This is a genomic window from Roseobacter ponti (assembly GCF_012932215.1).
In the GTDB taxonomy this organism is placed as follows: domain Bacteria; phylum Pseudomonadota; class Alphaproteobacteria; order Rhodobacterales; family Rhodobacteraceae; genus Roseobacter; species Roseobacter ponti.
Genome location: NZ_CP048788.1, coordinates 196591 through 220360 on the forward strand (window position 1 = coordinate 196591; position 23770 = coordinate 220360).

At 61.8% G+C, this 23770-nt stretch carries 19 protein-coding genes; 10 read left to right on the top strand and 9 right to left on the bottom strand.

Features of this window, described 5'->3' with window-relative positions; all coding sequences use genetic code 11:
• Positions 1–83 precede the first annotated feature (83 nt).
• The 4 genes from G3256_RS00935 (at position 84) to G3256_RS00950 (ending at position 7100) form a co-directional block, all read left to right on the top strand.
• A complete protein-coding gene (locus G3256_RS00935) occupies positions 84–3020 on the top strand; it encodes an error-prone DNA polymerase (RefSeq protein WP_169642269.1) in 2937 nt (978 codons plus the stop codon).
• Positions 3021–3110: 90 nt separating this feature from the next.
• Positions 3111–4628, top strand: coding sequence for a 2,3-bisphosphoglycerate-independent phosphoglycerate mutase (gene gpmI / locus G3256_RS00940; RefSeq protein WP_169639056.1), 1518 nt, complete (start codon positions 3111–3113; stop codon positions 4626–4628).
• On the top strand, positions 4625–5752 hold the full coding sequence (locus G3256_RS00945) for a murein hydrolase activator EnvC family protein (protein ID WP_169639057.1): 1128 nt from the start codon (positions 4625–4627) through the stop codon (positions 5750–5752). Before gpmI ends, G3256_RS00945 begins: the two co-directional genes overlap by 4 nt.
• Before the next feature lie 4 nt (positions 5753–5756).
• Entirely contained in the window at positions 5757–7100 is a 1344-nt protein-coding gene (locus G3256_RS00950) for a S41 family peptidase (protein WP_169639058.1), read from the top strand.
• A gap of 167 nt (positions 7101–7267) precedes the next feature.
• Here G3256_RS00950 and G3256_RS00955 read toward each other — a convergent pair whose 3' ends face one another.
• The 3 genes from G3256_RS00955 to ilvD all read right to left on the bottom strand — a co-directional run bounded on the left by G3256_RS00955 (position 7268) and on the right by ilvD (position 10315).
• Positions 7268–7639 (bottom strand): hypothetical protein, encoded by a 372-nt coding sequence (locus tag G3256_RS00955; RefSeq protein WP_169639059.1) that lies wholly within the window; start codon positions 7637–7639, stop codon positions 7268–7270.
• Between the two features lie 10 nt (positions 7640–7649).
• Positions 7650–8423 (bottom strand): DUF6478 family protein, encoded by a 774-nt coding sequence (locus tag G3256_RS00960; RefSeq protein ID WP_169639060.1) that lies wholly within the window; start codon positions 8421–8423, stop codon positions 7650–7652.
• Positions 8424–8551: 128 nt separating this feature from the next.
• Positions 8552–10315: a dihydroxy-acid dehydratase gene (ilvD, locus tag G3256_RS00965; protein WP_169639061.1), complete on the bottom strand. Its 1764-nt coding sequence runs from the start codon at positions 10313–10315 to the stop codon at positions 8552–8554.
• Positions 10316–10525: 210 nt separating this feature from the next.
• Between ilvD and G3256_RS00970 the strand changes: the two genes are divergently transcribed.
• The 5 genes from G3256_RS00970 (at position 10526) to G3256_RS00990 (ending at position 17563) form a co-directional block, all read left to right on the top strand.
• Complete coding sequence (locus G3256_RS00970) at positions 10526–13663, top strand: ABC transporter transmembrane domain-containing protein (RefSeq protein WP_169639062.1); 3138 nt, start codon at positions 10526–10528, stop codon at positions 13661–13663.
• 6 nt (positions 13664–13669) lie between these two features.
• Positions 13670–14566 (top strand): CPBP family intramembrane glutamic endopeptidase, encoded by an 897-nt coding sequence (locus G3256_RS00975; RefSeq protein ID WP_169639063.1) that lies wholly within the window; start codon positions 13670–13672, stop codon positions 14564–14566.
• Between the two features lie 58 nt (positions 14567–14624).
• The gene (gene accD / locus G3256_RS00980) at positions 14625–15581 is read left to right on the top strand and encodes an acetyl-CoA carboxylase, carboxyltransferase subunit beta (protein ID WP_169639064.1); all 957 of its coding nucleotides are present in this window, start codon (positions 14625–14627) and stop codon (positions 15579–15581) included.
• The gene (locus G3256_RS00985) at positions 15578–16852 is read left to right on the top strand and encodes a bifunctional folylpolyglutamate synthase/dihydrofolate synthase (RefSeq protein WP_169639065.1); all 1275 of its coding nucleotides are present in this window, start codon (positions 15578–15580) and stop codon (positions 16850–16852) included. The genes accD and G3256_RS00985 overlap by 4 nt, the downstream gene beginning before the upstream one ends.
• Before the next feature lie 141 nt (positions 16853–16993).
• Positions 16994–17563 (top strand): hypothetical protein, encoded by a 570-nt coding sequence (locus tag G3256_RS00990; RefSeq protein WP_169639066.1) that lies wholly within the window; start codon positions 16994–16996, stop codon positions 17561–17563.
• Here the strand turns inward: G3256_RS00990 and zapE are convergent.
• Complete coding sequence (gene zapE / locus G3256_RS00995; protein WP_169639067.1) at positions 17560–18618, bottom strand: cell division protein ZapE; 1059 nt, start codon at positions 18616–18618, stop codon at positions 17560–17562. The two genes, G3256_RS00990 and zapE, sit on opposite strands and share 4 nt — an antisense overlap.
• Before the next feature lie 135 nt (positions 18619–18753).
• Here zapE and G3256_RS01000 point away from each other — a divergent pair, with 135 nt between their 5' ends.
• Entirely contained in the window at positions 18754–19995 is a 1242-nt protein-coding gene (locus G3256_RS01000; RefSeq protein WP_169639068.1) for an MFS transporter, read from the top strand.
• Here the strand turns inward: G3256_RS01000 and G3256_RS01005 are convergent.
• The 5 genes from G3256_RS01005 to fghA are packed head-to-tail and all read right to left on the bottom strand — an operon-like array spanning position 19992 to position 23761.
• Complete coding sequence (locus G3256_RS01005; protein ID WP_246227702.1) at positions 19992–20930, bottom strand: alpha/beta fold hydrolase; 939 nt, start codon at positions 20928–20930, stop codon at positions 19992–19994. The two genes, G3256_RS01000 and G3256_RS01005, sit on opposite strands and share 4 nt — an antisense overlap.
• The gene (locus G3256_RS01010; RefSeq protein ID WP_169639069.1) at positions 20912–21829 is read right to left on the bottom strand and encodes an ornithine cyclodeaminase family protein; all 918 of its coding nucleotides are present in this window, start codon (positions 21827–21829) and stop codon (positions 20912–20914) included. Before G3256_RS01010 ends, G3256_RS01005 begins: the two co-directional genes overlap by 19 nt.
• Positions 21826–22446, bottom strand: a complete 621-nt coding sequence (locus G3256_RS01015; RefSeq protein ID WP_169642271.1) for an HAD family hydrolase — start codon at positions 22444–22446, stop codon at positions 21826–21828. The genes G3256_RS01010 and G3256_RS01015 overlap by 4 nt, the downstream gene beginning before the upstream one ends.
• 32 nt (positions 22447–22478) lie before the next feature.
• On the bottom strand, positions 22479–22934 hold the full coding sequence (locus tag G3256_RS01020) for a YaiI/YqxD family protein (RefSeq protein ID WP_169639070.1): 456 nt from the start codon (positions 22932–22934) through the stop codon (positions 22479–22481).
• Positions 22931–23761, bottom strand: a complete 831-nt coding sequence (gene fghA, locus G3256_RS01025) for an S-formylglutathione hydrolase (protein WP_169639071.1) — start codon at positions 23759–23761, stop codon at positions 22931–22933. Before fghA ends, G3256_RS01020 begins: the two co-directional genes overlap by 4 nt.
• Positions 23762–23770: the final 9 nt, after the last annotated feature.

Here is a 23770-nt window from a genome sequence, read left to right on the forward strand (position 1 = left end):
CCGGCGACCCGGTACCTGCGCATTTACACGGCCTGGAAAAAGGACTCCAGGTGAGAACAAAAGGTGAATATAAAGAATTTACCATGTTTGCAGAGCTCAGCGTCACCTCAAACTTCTCGTTTCTCAAAGGGGCCTCGCACCCCGAAGAGTATATGTCCCGGGCTGCCGCCCTGGGCATCAGCGCCATTGCCGTGGCTGATGAAAACTCGGTTGCCGGTATCGTGCGGGCCCATGCGCGGGCGCGCGAGATCGCCCGTCAGGTGGCTGAGCGGCGTGCCCGGGACGCGGAGTATGGTCAGATGGGCCCGCCGGTGCCGCCCGGGCTGCACCGCGGCGAAAGCTGCCTGCTTTATGCCACGCCGCGTCTGCTGCCCGCAGCACGCCTTATTTTCACTGATGCCTGCCCGGTGACGGTGCTGCCGGAAAACCGTGCCGGCTGGGCCGCCCTGTGTCGCATCCTCTCGGCAGGGCGGCTCAGAGCGGAGAAAGGATCCTGCGATCTGCAGCTTGCCGACCTGATGAAGAGAGCGGGCGATCTGCAACTGATCCTCTGGCCGCAGCCCCTGCCAGGGCAGACCGGCGCGGACGGATGGGTGCAGACAGCGCAACAGCTGACGCGCTGCTTTGCCGGTAAAATTCATCTCGGTCTCGCGCCCGCCTATGACGGCCGGGATGCCGCGCGCTTTGCCGCCCTGACACAGCGCGCAGCGCGCCTGGGGTTGCCCACTCTGGCCAGTGCCGCACCGCTGATGCATCACGGCAGCCGCCGCAGGCTTGCGGATGTGGTCACGGCGATCCGCCTGCGCCGCAGGGTCGATGATCTGGGCCGTGACGCGCTGCCCAATGCCGAGGCGCGCATGCGCTCGGAAGCCGGCATGCGGCGCCTTTTTACCGGCTTTGAGGATGCCGTTGATCGTGCATATGCCCTGTCACAGAGACTGAATTTCTCGCTGGATGAGCTGCGCTATGAATATCCTCTCGAAGGCACCGAGACGGAAACACCCACAGAGCGCCTGCGCCGTCTGGCCTGTGAGGGGCTCGACTGGCGCTATCCTGCCGGTGCCCCGGAGAAGGTGCATCGCCTGCTGGAACACGAACTGGCCCTGATCGGCAAGCTTAACTACGAGCCCTATTTCCTCACCGTGCGCGACATCGTGGCCTTTGCCCGCTCGCGCGACATCCTCTGCCAGGGGCGCGGCTCTGCGGCGAACTCGGTGGTCTGTTTCTGTCTGGGCGTTACCTCCGTCAGCCCTGAGATCGGCACCATGGTCTTTGAGCGTTTTGTCTCCGAGGCCCGCGACGAGCCCCCCGACATCGACGTGGATTTCGAGCATGAACGCCGCGAAGAGGTGATCCAGCACATCTATGAACGCTATGGCCGCCACCGGGCGGGTCTTTGCGCCACGGTGGTGCATTACCGGGGTAAACGCGCGATCCGCGAGGTGGGCCGCGCCATGGGCCTCACCGAAGATACGATTTCCGCGCTCAGTTCGCAGCTCTGGGGGTTTTTCTCCACCAAAGGCATAGAGGCCGAGCGCATGGCCGAGATTGGACTGGACGCCAGTGACCGCCGGCTGCAGCAGACCCTGGCGCTCGTCTATGAGATCAACGGCTTTCCGCGGCACCTTTCCCAGCATGTGGGCGGTTTCGTGATCACCGAAGGGCGGCTGGACGAGCTGGTGCCTGTTGAGAATGCCACGATGGAGGGCCGCACGGTCATCTGCTGGGACAAGGACGACATCGAAACGCTTGGCATTCTCAAGGTCGATGTGCTGAGCCTTGGCATGCTGACCTGCATCCGCAAGAGCTTTGATCTGCTGAAAACCCACTACCGGCTCAGCCATTCGCTGGCCAGCCTGCCGCCCGAGGATCCGGTGGTTTACGACATGCTCTGCCGGGCCGACAGCATCGGCGTCTTTCAGGTGGAAAGCCGGGCGCAGATGAACTTTCTGCCGCGCATGCGCCCGCGGTGTTTTTACGATCTGGTGATCGAGGTGGCGATCATCCGTCCCGGGCCCATCCAGGGCGATATGGTGCACCCCTATATCCGGCGCCGCAACGGCGAGGAGGAGGTCTCCTTTCCTTCCGATGAACTGGGCGAGGTGCTGGGCAAAACCCTGGGCGTGCCGCTTTTCCAGGAACAGGCGATGCAGATCGCCATCGTCGGCGCCGGGTTCACCCCTGATCAGGCAGACCGTCTGCGCCGTTCGCTCGCAACGTTCAAAAAACACGGCAACGTCAGTGAGTTCAAAAACCTGTTTCTGCGCGGCATGAAGCGCAAAGGCTATGACATGGAATTCGCCGAGCGCTGTTTTTCGCAGATCGAAGGGTTCGGCTCTTATGGATTCCCCGAAAGCCATGCGGCGAGCTTTGCGCTGCTGGTCTATGCCTCGAGCTGGCTGAAGTGTCACTATCCGGCGGTTTTTGCCTGTGCGCTGCTGAACTCCCAGCCGATGGGGTTTTATGCGCCGGCGCAGATTGTGCGGGATGCGCGTGAGCATGGTGTCGAAGTGCGTCCGGTCTGCATCAATGCCAGTTTCGGTGAAAACACGCTGGAACCGGACGGGCATGGCGGGTTTGCCCTGCGTCTGGGGTTCAGGCAGATCAAGAGCCTGAGCGAAGAGGATACCGGCTGGCTCACGGCGGCACGGGGCAACGGCTACCGGTCGGTGCGCGATGTCTGGCGCCGGGCGGGTCTGGCGCCGGGGGTGGTTGCGCGCCTGGCGGAGGCGGATGTCTTTGCCGTGCTGGGCCTGCCGCGCAGGGAAGCGCTCTGGGAAGCAAAGGCGCTTGCCCCCGGCGCGCCCTTACCGCTTTTTGCCGGCGACATTGATGGCGAGGCGATTGATGAGCCCGCAGCTTTGTTGCCCGAAATGACGGCGGGCGAAGAGGTCGTCGAGGATTACGTGGCCATGCGGCTCACACTCAAAGCGCACCCGCTGGCGCTTTTGCGCGACCGTCTGACACCGCCCGCCGGCCGGGCAGGCGACAGGAATACTGCCCCGCGCGGGCGGATTTGAGCCACGAAGAAACAGGCGGGCCCGGAAAGTGGTTCACCCCCGGCATCACAGCCGTTAAAAGGCCACAGGCCCACCAGAGGAGACGCACAAATGAACCCGCCCAAACCCGTTGCATTGTGTATTCTCGATGGCTGGGGCATCGCGGAGGGTCGCGAAGGGAATGCCCCGTTGCTGGCGGATACGCCCAATATGGACCGGATCATGGCGACTTGTCCCAATGCCACACTGATCACCCACGGGCCGGATGTCGGCCTGCCGCGCGGGCAGATGGGCAATTCGGAAGTGGGTCACACCAATATCGGTGCGGGCCGGGTCGTCGCGATGGATCTGGGGCAGATCGATCTTGCTATCGAAGAGGGGACATTCGCAGAAAACCCCCGTCTCAGAGACTATATCGACGCTGTGAAAGCTACAGGCGGGCGCGCGCATCTCATGGGGGTTGTGTCGGACGGCGGGGTGCACGGGCATCTCAGTCACATGGTCGCGGCGGCAAAGGCGCTGGATAATGCGGGCGTCGATGTGGTGATCCACGCGCTGACCGACGGGCGCGACGTGGCCCCGAAATCCGCTGAAGGCTTTTTTGAGACGCTCACGGCGGCGCTGCCGGAGGGGGTGCGGATCGGCACTGTGACCGGGCGCTATTTTGCCATGGACCGCGACAATCGCTGGGACCGGGTTGAGAAGGCCTGGCGCGCGATCATTCGCGGCGACGGCGGGCACGCGGAGGATGCGGCCTCTGCCGTCACGGAGGCCTATGCGCGCGGGGAGACCGACGAGTTCATCGCCCCCACCGTGATCGGAGATTATGCCGGTGCGCGGGATGGTGACGCGGTTTTCTGCCTGAACTTCCGGGCGGACCGGGCGCGCGAGATCATGGCGGCCATCGGAGCGCCGGAATTTGACGGGTTTGACCGGGGCGCACGGGTGAACTGGTCCGCGCTGATGGGCATGGCGCAGTATTCCCAGGCGCATTCTGAATATATGACGGTGATGTACCCCAAGCCCGAGATCGCCAATACGCTGGGCGACTGGGTGGCGCAGAAAGGACTGCGCCAGTTTCGTCTGGCGGAGACCGAGAAATATCCGCATGTGACCTTCTTTCTGAACGGCGGCGAAGAGGTGTCTTTCGCCGGCGAAGACCGCAAGATGCCGAAATCACCCGATGTTGCGACCTATGATCTGCAACCCGAGATGTCGGCGGGCGAGGTCACGGAGGCTTTTGTCGGTGCAATCCGGGAAGGGTACGATCTGATCGTGGTGAATTACGCCAACCCCGACATGGTCGGCCATACCGGCGATGTGCAGGCCGCGATCAAAGCCTGTGAGGCGGTGGACCAGGGGCTGGGCCGGGTGCTGGAGGCGCTTGAGGCGGCAGGCGGTGCCATGGTCGTCTGTGCCGATCACGGCAACTGCGATGTGATGATTGATCCGGAGACCGGCGGGCCGCATACGGCGCATACGCTGAACCCGGTGCCGGTGGCGGTCATCGGCGCACCGGAAGGCACAAAGATCACCGACGGCCGCCTCGCTGATCTGGCGCCGACGATCCTGCATCTGATGGGCATTGAGCCGCCCGCGGAGATGACCGGCAGGTGCCTGATTTCATGAGAGTTATCTGGTTTCTGGCGCTGTTCCTGCCGGCGGTGGCTTTTGCGGCTGAGGATCCGGCGGCCGATGCACGCGATGCAATTGCGCAGATTGAGGCCGCCTCCGGGCAGCTTGAGGATGCCGTCTCTGCACGGGACCGCGTGCGCGCTCTGACGCAGACCATCGGGGCATTCGAAGAAGGTCTGAGCGCATTGCGCAGTGGCCAGCGTACTGCCGCCGCACGCGAAGCTGACCTGGCGGCGGGACTGCAGGCGCGTGATGAAGAGGTCACGGCGCTGCTGTCGGTCCTGCAGCAGCTGGCAGCGGAGCCTTCGCCGGTTGTTTTCCTGCATCCGCAGGGCCCGACCGGCAGTGCCAGGGCTGGTATGCTGCTGGCAGATACGGCACCGGCACTTGCAGCGCAGGCAGAAGGGCTGCGCCGCGACCTGGAAGAGCTGCAGATGCTGCGCGACATGCAGCGTGATGCCACCAAAAGCCTTCAGGCCGGACTGACCGAGATCCAGGCGGCGCGCACAGCGCTGAACCAGGCGATTGCCGATCGCGGTGTGCTGCCGGCCCGTTTCACCAATGATCCCGTGCGCGAAGCGATCCTGATCGCCTCTGCAGATACGCTTGACAGTTTTGCAGGCGGGCTTGAGCGGATCGCTGTCGATGTTACCGCCCCGGCGCCAGGCGATCTGCAGGGTCAGAAAGGGGCGCTGCCGCTGCCTGTCAACGGCGCTGTACTGCGTCGCGCGGGCGAGGCGGATGCCGCCGGTGTGACCCGCCCTGGCATCATCCTCACCACGCAGCCGCGCGCAATTGTCACCAGCCCGGTTCCTGCGACCATACGTTACACTGGCGCGCTTCTTGATCTGGGGCAGGTTGTCATCATTGAGCCACAGTCAGATGTTCTCTTTATTCTGGCAGGGCTCGGCACGATTTACGGGAATGCGGGCGAGGTCATTGACGCAGGCACGCCGCTGGGGCTTATGGGAGGCGCAGAGGCTCAGACCGGTGAGGCACAGTCAACAGATGGTGAGGTCACTGGTGCCGGGCGTTCCGAAACGCTCTATATAGAAGTAAGACAGAATAACACGCCCGAGGACCCGGGCCTCTGGTTCCGAACGGACAAGGATGGATAACAGGATGAAAAAATTTGCCATGGCAGCACTGGGCGGTACGCTGGCCGGGGTGCTGGCGACCACACAGATCGCAGGGCCGCTCCTGGCGCAGGATTCGGCCAAATCGGGCAATGTGTACGAGCAGCTTGATCTTTTCGGTGATATTTTCGAGCGGATCCGCGCGCAGTATGTTGAGGAAGTCGACGCAGGCGAACTGATTGAGGCCGCAATCGACGGCATGCTGACCTCGCTGGATCCCCACTCAAGCTATCTCAGCCCGGATGACGCGGCACAGATGCGCGTGCAGACGCGCGGCGAATTCGGCGGACTGGGCATCGAAGTCACGCAGGAAGAGGGATTTGTGAAAGTCGTCTCGCCCATCGACGGCACGCCTGCGGATGAGGCCGGTGTCGAAGCCGGAGACTTTATCACGCATGTCGACGGCGAATCCGTACTTGGTCTGAGCCTTGATGAGGCGGTTACCATGATGCGCGGGCCGGTGGGCTCCGAGATCCTGATCACCATCGTGCGCGAAGGTGAGCCCGAGCCCTTTGACGTGGCGATCATCCGCGACACGATCAAACTCACCGCGGTGCGTACCCGTACCGAAGGCGATACGGTTGTGCTTCGGGTCACGACCTTCAACGATCAGACCTATGCCAACCTTGAGGCCGGATTCAAAGAGCGGGTCGAAGAGGCCGGTGGTATGGACGCGATCAACGGCATCGTGATCGATCTGCGCAACAACCCCGGTGGTCTGCTGACCCAGGCGATCCGGGTGTCGGATGCGTTTTTGAACGAGGGCGAGATTGTCTCCACCCGAGGCCGCGAAATCCAGGACGGCGAGCGTTTTAACGCGACCGAGGGTGATCTGGCCAATGGCAAGCCCATCGTTGTGCTGATCAACGGCGGTTCGGCTTCGGCCTCTGAGATTGTCGCCGGCGCGCTGCAGGATCACCGCCGCGCGATTGTCGTGGGCACCAAGAGCTTTGGTAAAGGCTCGGTACAGACGGTGATGCCGCTCAGAAGCGACGGTGCGATGCGCCTGACCACCGCGCGGTATTACACGCCGTCGGGCCGGTCAATCCAGGCGCTGGGTGTGTCCCCGGACATCGTTGTGGAACAGCCCCGCAGCCCGGTGGATGCCGCAGCGGAGGAAGAGGAAGAGACAACACGCCGTCCGTCCCGTTCCGAGGCGGATCTGCGTGGCAGCCTGAACAACGACAGCCTGACAGATGACGAGATCGAGCAGATCCAGGCTGATCGCGCCAAGGCGGAAGCCGCCGCAGCCCTGCGCGAGGAAGACTACCAGCTGGCCTATGCCATCGATATCCTCAAGGGTCTGTCCGCGATCGGTGATCAGAACTGAGACCTCTTTAAAAGTATGACAGAAAGGCCCCCGGAGTTCTCCGCGGGGCCTTTTTGATGTGCGGGCCTGACCGCACTTTGGACGGTCGCGTGGAGGCATAATGTCTGCCGGCCTCGCGCTTCAGCAACGGGGGTGCCAGCACGCATAACGCGCCGGGGTTTTTTCAGTCAGGACCCTGTTTCGAGGCAATGCCGGCGGAAGGCCCGTTTCAGCATGTCCAGTTCTGCGCGCAGCAGATCGACTTCGGCCCTGACATCCGCGCCGAGAACCTCCCCGGCCATCAGGGTAAAGCTGCCCAGCACCGTGTCTGTTTCCTGATCCCGGATCAGGATCGTCTGCAGCCCGTCCGCAATGGCGGCCATCGGCACGGGCACTTCAAGCAGCCATTCGCCGCTCTCGTCCGCAGGCACGACACGGACACCTGATACCGGCGTGTCTTCATGCGTTGCCGTGATGTCAGGCAGCTCATCAGCCCCCGAGATGACACCCTTCCAGATCCCGCCCTGCATCGTGGTTTTGGTCAGTACGGGCTGCATCATCGGGATATCCTCAGATCTGTGCGCGCGGGCGGCGCGACAGGGTCAGATCCCGCAGCGTCACCATGTTCATTTCGGGACCTTCGAAAATAAAATCGATCCAGGCTTTGTCGATGCGCTTTTCGTTGAGGTTGGTATAGGCCAGATCAAACTCGACGCTGGTCTCCTTGTCCCCCTGCGGCATTTCGCGGACGATCTGCTCGGTATTGGGACCGTGTCGGATGTTCAGCCGAACAAAAATTTCGATGGGCTTTTCCATCTCGGCAATCGCTGCGACGCGCAGAATATGGCTGCGCTTAAGGTTTTTAACGCAGCCTTCCGGCAGAGTGGCAACGAGAGACAGAAATGAGCCGTCGAACCGGAACACGTCGATGCGCAGCCCGTAGGGTGCAAGGTCTTCTTCGCGGATATTGCGGAGCTGGCGAAGTGTGATTTCCGACTGCGCACAGTCGTGAAAAAGGGTGATCTCGTCGCCCAGCATGGATTTGCTCCCGACCGATGAGATGCCTTTGACCGGCAGGGCGGTGCGCCAGAGCTCCGGTCGCCAGGCCCAGTCGGCGTTGTGCGGTCTGGGAAAACCCGTCGAGCCGATAACGGGCAGGGCCAGACGCTCGTCGGCGGTGCGGATCAGACGGTCAAGGTGGTCACGCAGCAGTCGCGCTCGCGTCGCCTGACGTTTCAGTACGCTGATTTTCGCGGTGGTGGCTTCGCGCGCGCAGAGCGCCCAGCGTTGCAATGCCCGCCGCTGGATGGCCGTATCCCAGAATGTGTCGCCGCTTTTGCTCATGGTGCCCGGTTGGTTTGCGCCCTTTATCTGACGAAAGGGTTACGTCCAGATAAACCGCAAAACACCTGTTGATCGCAAGCCTTTTTGAGCCTGGTGGTCCCGCACGGCCGCGCGCGGGGCCGTTCCGGTCAGAGTTCCATGTAGGAATGGCCTTCCTTTTTGCCGCCCGGATGGGTGACGGCACCAAGGTAGGTCGGGCCCACAAGCTGCGCATATTTCCACAGCGCACCGGCACCATAGATCGTCTCGCGCGGGCCTTTCCAGGCTTCTTTGCGGGTGGCCAGTTCGTCATCGGTGAGATCCACGCTGATCGTGCCTTCGAGCGCGTTCAGGGTGATCATATCGCCATTTTTCAGCAGAGCGATCGGGCCGCCATGTGCCGCTTCAGGGCCGACGTGGCCGACACAGAAGCCGCGGGTCGCGCCGGAGAAACGGCCGTCGGTGATGAGTGCCACCTTCTTGCCCATGCCCTGACCGGAGAGTGCCGCCGTGGTCGCCAGCATCTCGCGCATGCCCGGGCCCCCTGCAGGGCCCTCGTTGCGGATCACGAAGACGTCGCCTTCTTCATAGGTGCGGTTCTGCACCGCTTCAAAGGCGTCCTGCTCGCATTCAAAAACACGTGCGGGTCCGGTGAAGAGCAGATGCTGCGGCTCCATACCGGCGATTTTCACGATGGCGCCTTCGGGCGCGAGGTTGCCTTTCAGCCCGACGACACCACCGGTTTTGGAAAGCGGCGTTTCCACCGGATAGATCACACGGCCATCTGCCTCAAAGCTGACCTTATCGATTTCCTCCCCGATGGAATAGCCAGTCGCCGTCATGCAGTCCTCGTGAATGAGGCCTGCTTTGCGCAGTTCTTTCATCACGACGGGCACGCCGCCGGCCTCATAAAGGTCTTTGGCCACATAGGCGCCGCCGGGTTTGAGATCGACGAAGTAGGGCGTGTCGCGGAAAATCTCGCAGACATCGTCGAGGAAGAAGTCGATGCCCGCCTCATGCGCCATCGCCGGCAGGTGCAGGCCGGCGTTGGTCGAGCCACCGGTGCAGGCCACGATACGGGCGGCGTTTTCCAGCGATTTGCGGGTCACGATATCGCGGGCACGGATGTTCTTTTCGATCAGCTTCATGACCGCAGCACCGGAGGCTTCGGCATAGGCATCGCGGCTTTCATAGGGCGCGGGTGCGCCGGAAGAGTTGGGCAGCGCCAGCCCGATCGCCTCTGAGACGCAGGCCATGGTATTGGCAGTGAACTGCCCGCCACAGGCACCGGCCGACGGGCAGGCGACACGTTCCAGGATCTCAAGCTCGGCCTCGGTGAGGGTGCCGCTCTGCTGACGGCCGACGGCTTCGAACATGTCCTGTACGGTGAGGTCGCGGTTGGCGAAATCCTCGGGCACTTTCGATCCGGCAGGCGCACGGCCCGGCAGGATCGACCCGCCATAGAGAAAAACCGACGGCACATTGAGGCGGATCATCGCCATCATCATGCCAGGCAGGGATTTGTCGCAGCCGGCAAGACCCACAATCGCGTCATAGCAATGCCCGCGCATCGTCAGCTCAACCGTATCGGCAATCGCCTCACGCGAGGCCAGTGACGAACGCATGCCCTCGTGACCCATGGCGATACCATCGGTGACGGTGATGGTGGTGAACTCGCGCGGGGTACCGTCTTCGCGTTTGACACCCATCTTCACGGCCTGGGCCTGGCGGTTCAGCGCGATGTTGCAGGGGGCCGCTTCGTTCCAGCAGGTGGCCACACCCACCAGCGGCTGGTGAATTTCCTCATCCGTCAAGCCCATGGCGTAATAATACGACCGGTGCGGCGCGCGGGCCGGGCCTTCGGTGACGTGGCGGCTGGGCAGCCTGGATTTATCAAAGCGTGAAGCGGACATGGGTGACCTCTTTGGGAAAATGCGTCGTGACCGGAATAGCCATCTGCCCGCAGGCCTGCAAGGCTCCAGGGTGCATTGCTGAACAGTGCGCGCGCGTTTGCGTCCTTGTATTGGCAAATCCGCGCGCCTAAGTTGCGGTAAGCCACAAGCGGGTCGTGACCAGACGTGACCCCGGCGGTCCGGTGCCCGGGCCAACCCGAAAGCCGGTCTATGGAATCATCTCTCTTTTCGTTCATCTGGAAGTACTCCAGGCGCGAGCAGCTGTTTTTGCTGTTCTTCACGATTTTCACCTTCCCGTTTCTCTACGCGACGCTCGAGCTGCCCAAGCGGATCATCAATGACGCGATCGGGTCGGATCAGTCTTTCATAAATGTGATGGGCGTCCGGCTGAGCCAGACGGAGTTTCTGCTGGCGCTCTGCGGGCTTTATCTGCTGGCGGTGCTGGTGCACGGGCTGCTGAAAATGCGCCTGAACACCATGAAGGGTGTGCTGGCCGAGCGTCTGCTGCGGCGGTTCCGTTATAAGCTGATCGGGCGGATGATGCGCTTTCCGCGCGCCTATTTCCGCTCCACCAGCCAGGGCGAACTGGTCTCGATGGTCACCTCCGAAGCAGAACCGATGGGCGGGCTGATGGGCGACGCCGTGGCGCAGCCGGTTTTTCAGGCCGGTCAGATGCTGATCATCGTGATCTTTCTTTTCGCGCAAAGCGTGTGGTTCGGGCTGGCCGGTGTGGCGCTTATTCCGCTGCAGGCGTGGATCATTCCGCGGCTGCAGCGCCAGATCAACCAGCTGAACAAAAAACGCATCGTGGAGGTCCGCCACCTTGCCGGCGAGATCGGTGAGACCGCCGCAGGCATCACCGATCTGCGCACCAACGGTGGCTGGCGCTACCGGCTGGCGGGCTTTGCCGAACGGCTGGGCCGGCTTTTTGAGATCCGCTTTGAGATCTATCAGAAGAAATTCTTCATGAAGTTTCTCAACAACTTCATCACCCAGCTCACACCGTTCTTTTTCTATTCGGTGGGCGGTATTCTGGCGATCCGTGGCGAGATCACAGTGGGGGCGCTGGTGGCCGCGCTGGCAGCTTACAAAGATCTCTCCAGCCCGTGGAAAGAGCTTCTGACCTATTACAATCAGGTGCAGGATATGTCTCTGCGCTGGGAGATTGTGACGGAACGCTTCGCCCCGGCGTCGATGATCGATGAGACGCTTTTTGAAGGTGAGCCCGAAGAGATCCCGCACCTTGATGGCGCCATTTCGATCAGCAATGTCACTGTGCGCAATGCTGACGGCAACCCCGTGCTAGAAGACATCAGCCTTGAAATTCCCGCCGGCGCGCGGGTGGCGATCCGGTCGGGCAATCAGACGGAACGCACTGCTTTTGCCGAACTGCTCACCCGTGAGGTTATGCCTGCCCGGGGCAGCATCACGATCAGCGGTTATGAGCTGTCGGAGCTGCACCAGTCGGTGATTGCGGCCCGCATCGGCTATGCGCATTCGCGGCCCTATCTCTTTGACGGCACGCTGGGCGATAATCTTCTGATGCCGCTGAAATCCAGCCCCAAGACGGTTCTCTGGGACCCGAACGCTAAAGACCGCCGGTCAATTGAGGCGCAGCGGTCGGGCAATACCACCGACAGCATTCGCGCAGACTGGCTTGACCCGGGGCTTGCCGGGCTGACGACCGCTGAAGAAGTGCGCGGCTGGTGGTTCCGGCTGGTCGAGGCGATGGGCATTGATGACTTTATGTTCCGGCGCATGCTGACATCTTATATGAACCCGGAGGATCACCAGAAGCTTGCGGAACAGCTTGTCAGTCTGCGCGACGAGGTGCGTGAAGCATTGGAAGAAAAAGGGCTCAGCGGGGCGGTGAACCGCTTTGATCCGGACACGTTCAACCCTTCTATCCCGCTCGGTGGTAACCTGATGTTTGCCTCGCCCCGGCGTGCCATCAGCCAGGAGGGCCTGGCACAGGAAAACGATTTCCTGTCTATGGTGATTGAGCTTGGCGTGGCCGAGCAGGGCATCGCAATCTCGCAGACACTCATCGAAACGCTGCACCAGACTTTTGGCATGGACGGCACAAGCCATCCGCTCTTTACCGCGCTGGGGATAGAGGACGCGCTTTATGAGCAGCTTGTCGATATCGCGGCCAGGCGGTCGGAAAAAGGCGATCAGGCGCTGACCGAAGAAGAATTTGCGCTGCTGCTGACAGTGCCTTTTGCTTTCAGCGCCGAGCAGATCGGACCGGCCTTTCCCGACAGCTTCAAAGAAGAAATCCTCGAAATCCGCGCCGCCAAAGGCGAGGAAATGCGCACCCGTGCCAAAGAGCTTTTTGTACCGGTGGAGCCCGGTAACTACCTGCCGCGTCTGACCCTGATGGAGAATGTCATCTATGGCAAAATCGCCGGTATGGCCGGGGTACAGGGCGAACTGGTCGAGGATACCGTGGCCGAGGTTCTGGCAAAGTATGATCTCAGACGGCTTGTTGCTGAGACGATTCTCGACATCCGCACAGGGCTAGGTGGCACCAATCTTGCGGGGATATTCCAGGAACGGGCCGCTTTCAGCCGCGCGGCGATCAAGCGGCCGGATATTCTGATCCTGGATACGGCACTGGCCAGCCACGATGCGGACTCGCGCGTCAGTGCCCGCCGCCGGCTTGAAGAGCTGTTGCCGGGCACGACGATGGTCTTTCTGGAAGATAAATTCGCCAACCCCGGGGCTTATGACCTTTATGTTGAGATCAGCAACGGACGGATCGATGGTGCGACCGAGGCCGAACTGCCCTCCGACGGAGACAGCGGCTCGGATGATCTGCGCCGTAAAATCCGGGTGATCTCGCGCACGCCGCTTTTCGCCGGGCTCGACGGACGCAGCCAGCGGCTTCTGGCCTTTTCCGCGCAATGGTATTCAGTGCCGGCCGGCAAGCGCATTTTCTCTATGGGCGAGCGCGCCGACGCGGCGTATCTGTGTCTCTCGGGACGGGCGATGATGAGCTACCGTGACGACGATGATGTCTCCCGCGATGTGACTGCGGTGGAGCCGGGCCGGCTGATTGGTGATCTGGCGATTATCCTGGATGAGCCGCGGCAGCTTGATCTGAAGGCGCTGGAAGACACCGAGTTTCTGCGGATCGGCGCAGAGCAGTTCCGATCGGTGATCGAGACCGATCCCACGGTGCTGATGAGCCTGCTGAAAACGGTCTCCAGCCACCTGACCGGTGCGGCGGAGCTTCTACGTGAAGCCCGCGTATCCATCCACGAACAGTCGGGGGGCACCTCTGACGGGCCGCCGGTGCAGAGCCCGCTGGCCGAGCCTGACCGCACCCGGGAAATCGGTGAGTAACCCCTGATGCAGCTTCCTGACTATCGTGCCTATCGTGATCTGACCGAACCTGCCCGTGACACAGCGCAGGTGTGGCGCCTTGTCGTCGGGCTGATCCTCGTGGCGGGCATCTATCTGATCTGCAATCAGCTGATGTTTCGCACCATTCTGACGCTGCTCGGACAGGATGCCTTTGCCTTTTTCAGCAGCCTCAACACCGGCAGCACACCTTTTGCGATGATCGTTCTGCTGATGAGTTTCGGTTTTCTGACGCTGGGGGTCGCGATTGCCGTCAAGGTTGCGCACAAGCGCGGGATTACCTCGGTTTACGGCGATGTCGGGCTGGCCGTGCGGCAGTTTGTGCTGGTGTTGCAGATGCTGGTGCTGCTCAATGTGGTGGTGTTTGTGCTGCCGCCCTGGGGCATGGGGATGCCAATGGAGCGGAACCTTGCAGCGGGCACCTGGGTGATGTTTCTGCCCTTTGCGATTATCGCCGTATTCGTGCAGGTCAGCGCCGAAGAAATCCTCTTTCGCGGTTATATTCAGCAGCAGCTGGCCGCCCGGTTCCGCTCTCCGCTGATCTGGATTCTGGTGCCGGCGGGGCTCTTTGGTCTGGGGCATTACATGCCGCAGGACGCGGGCGAGAATGCGACGCTGATTGCGCTCTGGGCGGTTGTTTTCGGTGTGCTGATGGCCGATCTGACCGCGCGCTCGGGCACGCTGGGGCCGGCGATCGCCGTGCATCTGGCGAACAATGTCGTGGCTATTGTCGTCGTCTCTCTGCCCGACAGCCTGTCGGGTCTGTCGCTCTTTCTGGCGCCCTTCTCAATGGCCGATGCGGATGCCGTGCGGACATGGTTGCCGGTGGATTTTGCGATGATGTTTGTCAGCTGGCTGGCAGCGCGGCTGGCGCTGCGGCGCTGATTGCACTTTTGCCCGGGCCGTATTATCTCAGGCAGGGAACTGCAATCAGGGTGGCAGAATGAACTGGATCACAAATTACGTCCGACCCCGGATCAATTCGATCTTTTCGCGCCGCGAAACCCCGGACAATCTGTGGACCAAATGCCCCGAATGCGGGACGATGCTTTTTCACCGCGAGGTCGCCGACAATCTGAATGTCTGCACCAACTGCGAACACCACATGTATATTTCGCCCCGCGACCGGTTTATCGCGCTGTTTGACGGCGGCTCCTTTACCGAAGTTAAGGTCAAAGCACCGACGCCTGATCCGTTGCATTTCCGCGATCAGAAACGGTATCCCGACCGGTTGCGGGCGGCGCAGAAAGAGACGAACGAGGTTGAGGCCATGCTGGTCGCGCGCGGAGATATCGGGCGCACGCCGGTGATCGCCGCGGCACAGGATTTTTCTTTCATGGCAGGCTCGATGGGCATGTATGTGGGGGATGCGATCATCGCCGCCGCCGAAGAGGCGGTGAAACTCAAGCGTCCGCTTATTCTCTTTTCTGCCGCCGGGGGCGCGCGCATGCAGGAGGGTATTCTGTCGCTTATGCAGATGCCGCGCACCACTGTGGCCGTGCAGATGCTCAAAGAGGCGGGCCTTCCTTATATCGTCGTGCTGACGCATCCTACGACGGGGGGTGTCACCGCGAGCTATGCGATGCTGGGCGATGTGCATATCGCCGAGCCCAATGCGCTCATCTGTTTTGCCGGACCGCGGGTTATCGAACAGACGATCCGCGAGAAGCTGCCCGAAGGGTTCCAGCGGGCAGAATACCTGCTTGATCACGGCATGCTCGATCGGGTGACGAGCCGCGTGCAGATGCGCGAAGAGCTGATCACCATAACCCGGATGCTCATGGGGCTGCCGCCCGCGGTACGCGGTGATCTGCCGCCGCCCGACGGGGGCGCTGACCTGCCCAATGCGCTCAGCGAAGCGGCGCCGGTGGCTGCAAAGGCGGACAGCAAAAAGTCATGAGCGCGGCCTCATCCGACGTCATCCTTGAGCGGATGATGGCGCTCCACCCTAAGATAATCGACCTGACCCTGGATCGTGTCTGGCGTCTTCTGGAAGCGCTGGGCAATCCGCAGGATAAACTGCCGCGCGTCATTCATATCGCCGGCACCAATGGCAAGGGCTCGACCCAGGCGATGATCCGTGCCGGCCTCGAGGCTGCCGGCCTCAGCGTTCATGCCTATACCAGCCCGCATCTTGCGCGGTTTCACGAACGCATCCGGGTGGCCGGCGAACTGATCACCGAAGAGGCGCTGACGGCTGTTCTGGATGAATGCTATGCGGCCAATGACGGCGCCGATATTACCTATTTTGAGATCACCACGGTGGCGGCGCTGCTCGCGTTCTCGCGCATCCCCGCAGATTACACACTGCTCGAGGTGGGCCTTGGCGGGCGGCTGGATGCAACCAACGTGATCGCCCGGCCCGCGCTGACGATCATCACGCCGGTTTCAATCGATCACCAGCAGTATCTGGGCGACACCATCGCAAAGATCGCTTTTGAAAAGGCAGGTATCATCAAGCGCGGTGTTCCCTGTGTCGTGGCGCAGCAGGCCGAAGAAGGCATGGATGTGATCGAAGAGGTCGCCGCGCGGAATGCCGCACCGCTGCTGGCCTTCGGGCAGCACTGGCACGTGGGGCCGGAACGGGACCGGATGACCTATCAGGATGAGACGGGTCTTCTGGATCTGCCATTGCCGAACCTGCCCGGCGCGCATCAGATCATGAATGCAGGGGCCGCCCTCGCTGCGCTGCGCCACCTTGGGGCCGATCCTGCTGCCTGCGAGGCGGCCGTGACACGGGCGCACTGGCCTGCGCGTATGCAGCGTCTGCGCGAGGGCCCGCTTGTAGATCTGGCCGCAGGGGCAGAGCTCTGGCTTGATGGCGGGCACAACCCCGCGGCCGGGGAGGCTCTGGCGCTGCATCTGAGCAGCCTTACGGAGCGGCCGACCTGGCTCATCTGCGGGATGCTCAATACCAAAGATACAGGCGGCTATCTGCGCCCGATGGCCCCGCATGTTGCCGGGCTTTATGCGGTTTCAATCCCGGGAGAGGCCAACACGTTACCGGCGGGGGAAACCGCCGACGCGGCCGCTGCTGCCGGTATGGAGGCTGCCACTGCGGACAGTGTCGCCGGTGCGTTGCAAGCCATCACCGCGCGATGCCCGGGGGCACGTGTCCTGATCTGCGGATCGCTCTATCTTGCCGGGAATATCCTGCGCGAAAACGGCTGAGTGAGTCAAAAATACACCACCAGATCTGGTTTCTGAAGCATCATGTTGACCGGGAATCTGGCTCTCCTCTATATCTTGTTCGCTTATGCATAAGGAATTTCGCCTTATGCGTGAAATATTGCCTGTGGGGGGCTTTTGGATATGGACCCGGACTCCGGGACTGGTTCTGCCGGTCTTGATCTGTCACGCATGCCTGCGCGTCCGCGCGAGGTATCCCGCCGGCCGGTCGCCGGTGCTGCGGCGATGCTTTGTGTGATACTGATCCTCGGCGGCGCAATGATGCTGCAGAGCGACGGGTCTGATCCTGCGGGAGTGCCGCTCGGGCAGGTGGACACCGTGACCCGGCAATCCCCTCCTGAGATGACCCTTGCGCGGCCGGCAACGCTGCGCGACCCCTCGTCTGAACCGGTGAGCCATCTGATCCGGCGGCCCGTGCGCCTGACCGACCGGAACGCCAGCGGCCAGGATCTGCGCGCGCAGACCCGTCAGGTGCTGGCCGGGTTTGGTCACGTGGCTGTGCCGGATGACCGTTTGCAGCAGTTGCTGCTCCGTACGCTGGCGCAGGGTCAGTCTGACGCCTATATCCATGCTGCGCTGAATGCAGCGGCGGCGCGCGGAGAATTTGTCATCCCGGCGCCACTCAGAACGCATAGCGGTGGTATGGATACCGCGCGTCTGCTTGCGGCCTATCTGGAAAGCTTCGGGGGTTAAACGCCCCAGCCGTCTGACTGCATCTCGCGCAGCCGCGATGCGGTACGCTCGAATTCAAAGGTGCCTTCGCCCTCAAGATAAAGCATCTCGGGTGCCGCCGCCGCCGAGCAGATCAAACGCACACGCGCCTCGTATAAAGCATCGATCATGGTCACAAACCGCCTGGCCTCGTTGAAATTGCTGCGCGAGAGTGTGGGGATGTTGTCGATCATCAGAACCCGGACGGCGTCGGCCAGCGCAAGATAATCCCCGGGACCCAGAGACCGGCCGCAAAGCTCGTGGAAGCCCGCACGGGCCACCCCGTTCCGGAACGCGGGAATTTCCACATCACGGCCTTTCACCCGGAGGATCAGAGGCTCGCCCGGCCCGCCGGTCAGATCATCCCAGACCGCATCCATGGCCGCGCGCGACTCGGCGTTGACGGGCGTGAAATAGACCTGCTGACCACCCAGGCGATCCTGTCGGTAGTCGGTGGGGCTGGTCAGCTCATGCACCACCATGCGTTCCCTGATCAGCGCAATGAACGGCTTGAAAAGATCCCGGTTCAGGCCGTTTTTATACAGATCATCGGGCACCCGGTTGGACGTCGTAACGACCACGACGCCGTCGGCAAAGAGCGCCTCAAAAAGCCGGCCCACGATCATCGCGTCGGTGATATCGGTAATCTGCATTTCGTCAAAGGCGAGCAGACGCACCGAGGCCGCGACATCGGCTGCCACGGGTGCGATGGCATCCTCGACACCGGTTTTGCGCACCTCATGCATGGCGTTGTGAATTTCCTGCATGAAAGCGTGGAAATGAACCCGGCGCGCCGGTACGTCGCCCAGATGTGAGACAAAGAAATCCATCAGCATGGATTTACCGCGCCCCACGCCGCCCCACAGATAGAGCCCCTTTGGTGGCTCGGGAGCTTTGCGGAACAGCCGTTTTTTCACAGGCATATCGAGCGCTTTTCGGATGCGTTCAAACTCCGGCAGCACAGCGGTCTGCGCAGGGTCGGACTGCAGCGCGCCCTCGTCGACAAGACGATTGTAGATATCTGTCAGAGTTTCCACTGATCCGGCATAGCGCGCGCGCCCGGGTGAGGGAAGAGTCGGTTGATATCAATAAATGTTATGTGACGCCAAAAACTGCTGAATTGACGGGCCCGGCCAAGCCGTTACCGTGCACCAGGCATATCGGAGATTTTCATGCAGGACCGCGCACCGCTTTTCACCCCCGTACTGATCGTGGGGTTGCTGATCATCATGGTCAGTTTTGCCATCCGGTCTGCCTTTGGTCTCTTTCAGATTCCGATTGCGGAGGAGTTCGGCTGGCTGCGCGCGGAGTTTTCCATGGCGATTGCCATTCAGAACCTCGCCTGGGGAGTGGGACAGCCGCTTTTCGGTGCGCTGGCGGAGAAAATCGGCGATCGCAGGGCCATTCTGCTTGGCGCCGTGGTTTATGCGCTGGGTCTTGTGCTGTCGGCCAATTCGGTGACACCTCTGGAACATCAGCTCTATGCCTGGCTGGTGGGTTTCGGGATTGCCGGCACCGGGTTCGGAGTAATCCTTGCGGTGGTGGGCCGCGCGTCGTCGGATGAAAACCGGTCGATGTCGCTGGCGATTGTCTCGGCGGCAGGCAGCGGCGGACAGATATTTGGCCCGCCGGTGGCGGAATGGTTGCTGACGGTCATGCCCTGGCAGAGCGTTTTCATGGTTTTTGCCGCCGCCATTCTGCTTGCTATGCTCCTGCTGCCATTGATGCGCGCGCCGGTGATGGCCGGCAAATCTGAGCTGGATGAAAGCCTCGGGCAGATCCTCGTCAAAGCGTTCAAAGACCCGTCCTATACCTTTATTTACCTCGGGTTCTTCTCCTGCGGTTATCAGATTGCGTTCATTACCGCGCATTTTCCGGCTTTTGTAACGGAGCTCTGCGGGCCGATCACGCCTGGCGGGACGCTGGATAATATGGGCATCAGCACGACCTCGGCGCTTGGTGCGGTGGCTATTTCGCTGATCGGGATCGCTAATATCGCCGGCACCCTGACGGCGGGCTGGCTGGGCAAACGCTATTCCAAAAAATACCTTCTCGCGGGCATCTACACCGGCCGCACGATTGTTGCCGCCCTCTTTATCATGTTCCCGATCACGCCCGAATCGGTGATCCTCTTTTCCATTGCCATGGGCTCGCTCTGGCTTGCCACGATCCCGCTGACCTCTGGGCTGGTCGCGCATATCTACGGGCTGCGCTACATGGGCACGCTTTACGGGATTGTTTTTCTCAGCCACCAGCTGGGCAGTTTTCTGGGCGTCTGGCTGGGTGGTCGGATGTACGACATCTACGGTGATTACACGCTCGTGTGGTGGATCGGCGTCGCGGTCGGTGCTTTCAGCGCGATCATCCATCTGCCGATCCGCGAGCGCCGGCTAGAAGGGCTGCGCACAGCCTAGCCGTTGCGGCTGGTGAACCTGGCGATATGATCCAGCACTTCTGAGGTGTGAGTATAGGGGATCCCGTGCCCGCCCTCTGCGACCACAACGCTTTGCGCAGTCGGGTTCCAGTCGCCCAGGCGATCAGATGAGGTCAGCGGGATGACCTCGTCCTGCCCGCCCCAGATCGCCAGTACAGGCACACCGTCCTGTTGCAGGGTCGCGTGTGCTGCCTCCAGATCCTCACTGATGATGCCGCGCAGGCTCGAGGCCACGGCGGGCACAAACCCCTTCCAGTCCAGTTCAGCTTCCTGCCGGCCGGAGACATTTTCGACGCTGCTGGCCAGCCCGCTTTCGGCTTTGATGCCTTTGCGCAGCTGCCCGGGGTAAAAGAGCAGCATCAGCCATGTGCCGATGACCGGCAGCTGCAGGAGTTTTTTGAATCCGCTGAGGTCAATATCGCGCAGGCCGGCGGGCGCGATCAGAATAACCTGCCGGATCGCCAGTGGTCGGCGCGCGGCAAAAGCGGCGGCGATCGCACCGCCCATCGAATAGCCGATCAGGGTAACATCATCTTCAACCTGTTGATTATCCAGCAGATCACTGAGCTGGCGGTTGAAGAATTCTGCATTCTGGCTGCCCCAGGGCCGGTCGGACCAGCCCCGGCCGTAAAGGTCATAGGTCAGCACCCGGAACCCCAGCCGCACCAGACCCGCAACCACCCCCTGCCAGACAAATGAGGGTGTCGTCAGCCCGTGAATACAGACCGCAACGGGACCGTTTTCAGGGCCGCGCCACTGATAATGCGTCACCCCCTGCGAGAGCCTCACCGACTGGCCGGGCGCATTCTCGCGCGCGCTGTCGTTCATCCGCCTGCGGGTCACTTCGATCACCAGCGGGATCGCCACAGCGGCAGCGACAATGAGATAGACCCACATCATGAGCGGCTCTGCCATTGCTGCAGGATGTACCGGCTGGTCATCAGATCCAGATGTGCGCCGCCGCCGTTTTTAAAGAGCGTGATGTCATCGTCGGAGGTGCGGGTGAAACGGTCAGGGGTGTAGTAATCGCTGACAATGTCGTCTGCCGAGAAAGCCCCGGACGCGATGGGGATTTTCAGCTCGCCGATATGGGCGACGGTTGTATCGAGGCTGTCGACAAAGACGCGCGCGCGGGTCAGGGCGGTGTCATCGACCTCGCGCATGTCCGGGCGATAGGCACCGATCAGGTCAATGTGCTGACCCGGGCGCAGCCAGTCGCCGTGTATCACCGGATCTGTTGCCATGGTGGCGACGGTGACGATATCCGCCTGTGCGACCGCGGCTTCGAGATTTTCGGTGGTGCGCAGTCCGGGGATGTCCTGCGCCATTTCCCGGGCGCGGGCTGCGGAGCGGTTCCAGACGCTGAATTCTGCACCGGGAAATGCGGCGCTGTAGGCGGCATGCAGGGCGCGTGCCTGAGTACCGGCGCCAACGATCAGGATTCTGCTGCTGTCTGCGCGTGCCAGCCTTCGTGCCGCCAGCAGGCTGTCGCCCGCGGTTTTCCATTTGGTGACCAGGTGAAAATCGATGACGGCTTCAAGAACGCCCGTGTCATCAGAGTAAAGCGTGACCCCGCCGTTGATGGTCGAGGCGTCTCTGGCCGCATTGTCCGGGAAAATCGTGGCGGATTTGACCGCAAGGCCCAGCCCGTCGATCCAGGCGGCGCGGTTGAGCAGCGTGTCATCGCCCCGGTAGAGGAAGGTGTCGGCGATTTCGGCTTTGGGCAGCAGGTGTCCGGCGGCCAGCGCATCCGTCAGGCCGATCCAGTTGAGCATCGCCTCGCCTTCTGCGAAGGGAATAAAAGATACCGTCATCGCGCTTCAGCTTCCGTGAGAAGTCCGGCAGAAATAAGGCGTCCGGCCCAGCCATCCGGCCCCTCAAAGAGATGCGTCTGCCAGCCCCGTGCATCTGCGGCGGCGATGTTATCATCGCGGTCATCGGTGAAGATCAGATCCGCGCCGCTGAGCCCCGAGGTTTCTTCCAGCCGGGCGTAGATCCCTTCCGATGGCTTGGTGACGCGCAGGTGGCCTGAGATGAAATCCCGGTCAAATTCACGCAGGAACGGATAGTGTGTGGCGGCATAATCATAGCTTCCGGTGCCGAAATTGGTCAGGGAGAACACCGGAACGCCTTTGGCCTGCAGCGCCTTCATCAAGCGCACAGAGTAGTCGATGGCAGGGGTGGCAAGCTCAATCCAGCGGTCGTGCCACATCCTGATCTCATCGCGCCAAGGGGGATATTTCTCAGCGGTGGCATAAATGGTTTCGGTAAAAGGGTGACCCTGATCGACCAGTTCATTCATGCCGTGCAGATCCACTTCGGCAAACATCGCGCGGCGGCGATCTTCGCCGATTTCGGCATCGTAAAACCGTTCGGGCTGCCATTCGATCAGGACATTGCCGATGTCGAATACAACGGCTTTCGGGGTGATGTCTGTCACGGATCGCTCCTTTTTGCGCGAAACTAGCGCGGGGCCTGTGCTGCGCGCAAGGCACGTTCCAGCGCGTCGAGAAACCGCGACCGGTCGGCTTTGGTAAACCCTTTGCCGCCACCCTGGCGGAAAGGATCCGCCGCGCGCAGGTCTGCCATCAGATCGCGGGTGGCCAGCACGTTGCCGATATTGGCCCGGGTCAGGGGCTCACCGTTGTGTTTGAGCACCTCAGCACCCGCCTCCACACATTTTGCGGCAAGCGGAATGTCTCCCGTCACGACCACATCTCCGGGACCACAGCGTTCCGCGATCCACATGTCGGCGATGTCCGGTCCGTCGTCGACGATTACAGTCTCTACAAGAGGGTTTTGTGATGGTCTGAGCCCGCCGTTAGAGACCACAAACATGCGGATACCGTGCCGTGTGGCGACTTTTTCCGCCTCGGCTTTTACCGGACAGGCGTCTGCGTCGATGTAGAGTGCCGTCATGCGTAGAGCGCGTCGGCGTGGAAGGCCACATGCTCTTCCATGAAGGTCGAAATGAAGAAATAGCTGTGATCATACCCGGGCTGAAGGCGCAGCGTTGCCTGTTGCCGGCGGGCGCTGACGGCTTCGGCAAAGCTTTCGGGTTTCAGCAGATCAATGAACTGGTCGTTTGTCCCGGTGTCGATGAGCACGGGCCCGTCAAAGCCACGCTCGCGCATCAGCAGGGTCGCGTCGTGCGCGGCCCAGGCGGCCTCGTCCTCGCCCAGGTAGGCGGTGAACTGTTTGCGGCCCCAGTCGCTGGCCGTAGGGTGTACAATCGGCGCAAAGGCGGAGACCGACCGGAAGCGTCCCGGAAGGGACATCGCGATGGTCAGCGCACCATGCCCGCCCATCGAGTGCCCGGTGATCGCCTGGCGTTCCATATCGAGCGCAAAGTTCTCACCCAGCAGAGCGGGAAGCTCTTCCGTCACATAGTCCCACATCTGAAAATGCGGCTTCCATGGGTCCTGCGTCGCATTGACGTAAAAGCCCGCGCCCTGGCCCAGGTCATAGGCGTCGTCACTGGCCACGCCCTCGCCGCGCGGCGAGGTATCCGGAAAGACCAGCGCGATGCCCTGCTCGGCGGCCCAGGACTGCGCGCCTGCTTTGGTCATTGCGTTTTCATGGGTGCAGGTGAGGCCCGAGAGGAACCACAGGAGCGGCACCGGTCCGTCACGCGCTTCGGCGGGCTGAAAAAGGCCGAAGGTCATGTCGCAGGCGCAGGCCTCAGAGGCGTGGGTATAAACGCCTTGCGTGCCGCCGAAACAGGCGTTTTCCGAGATGGTTTCCATATGCGTTCT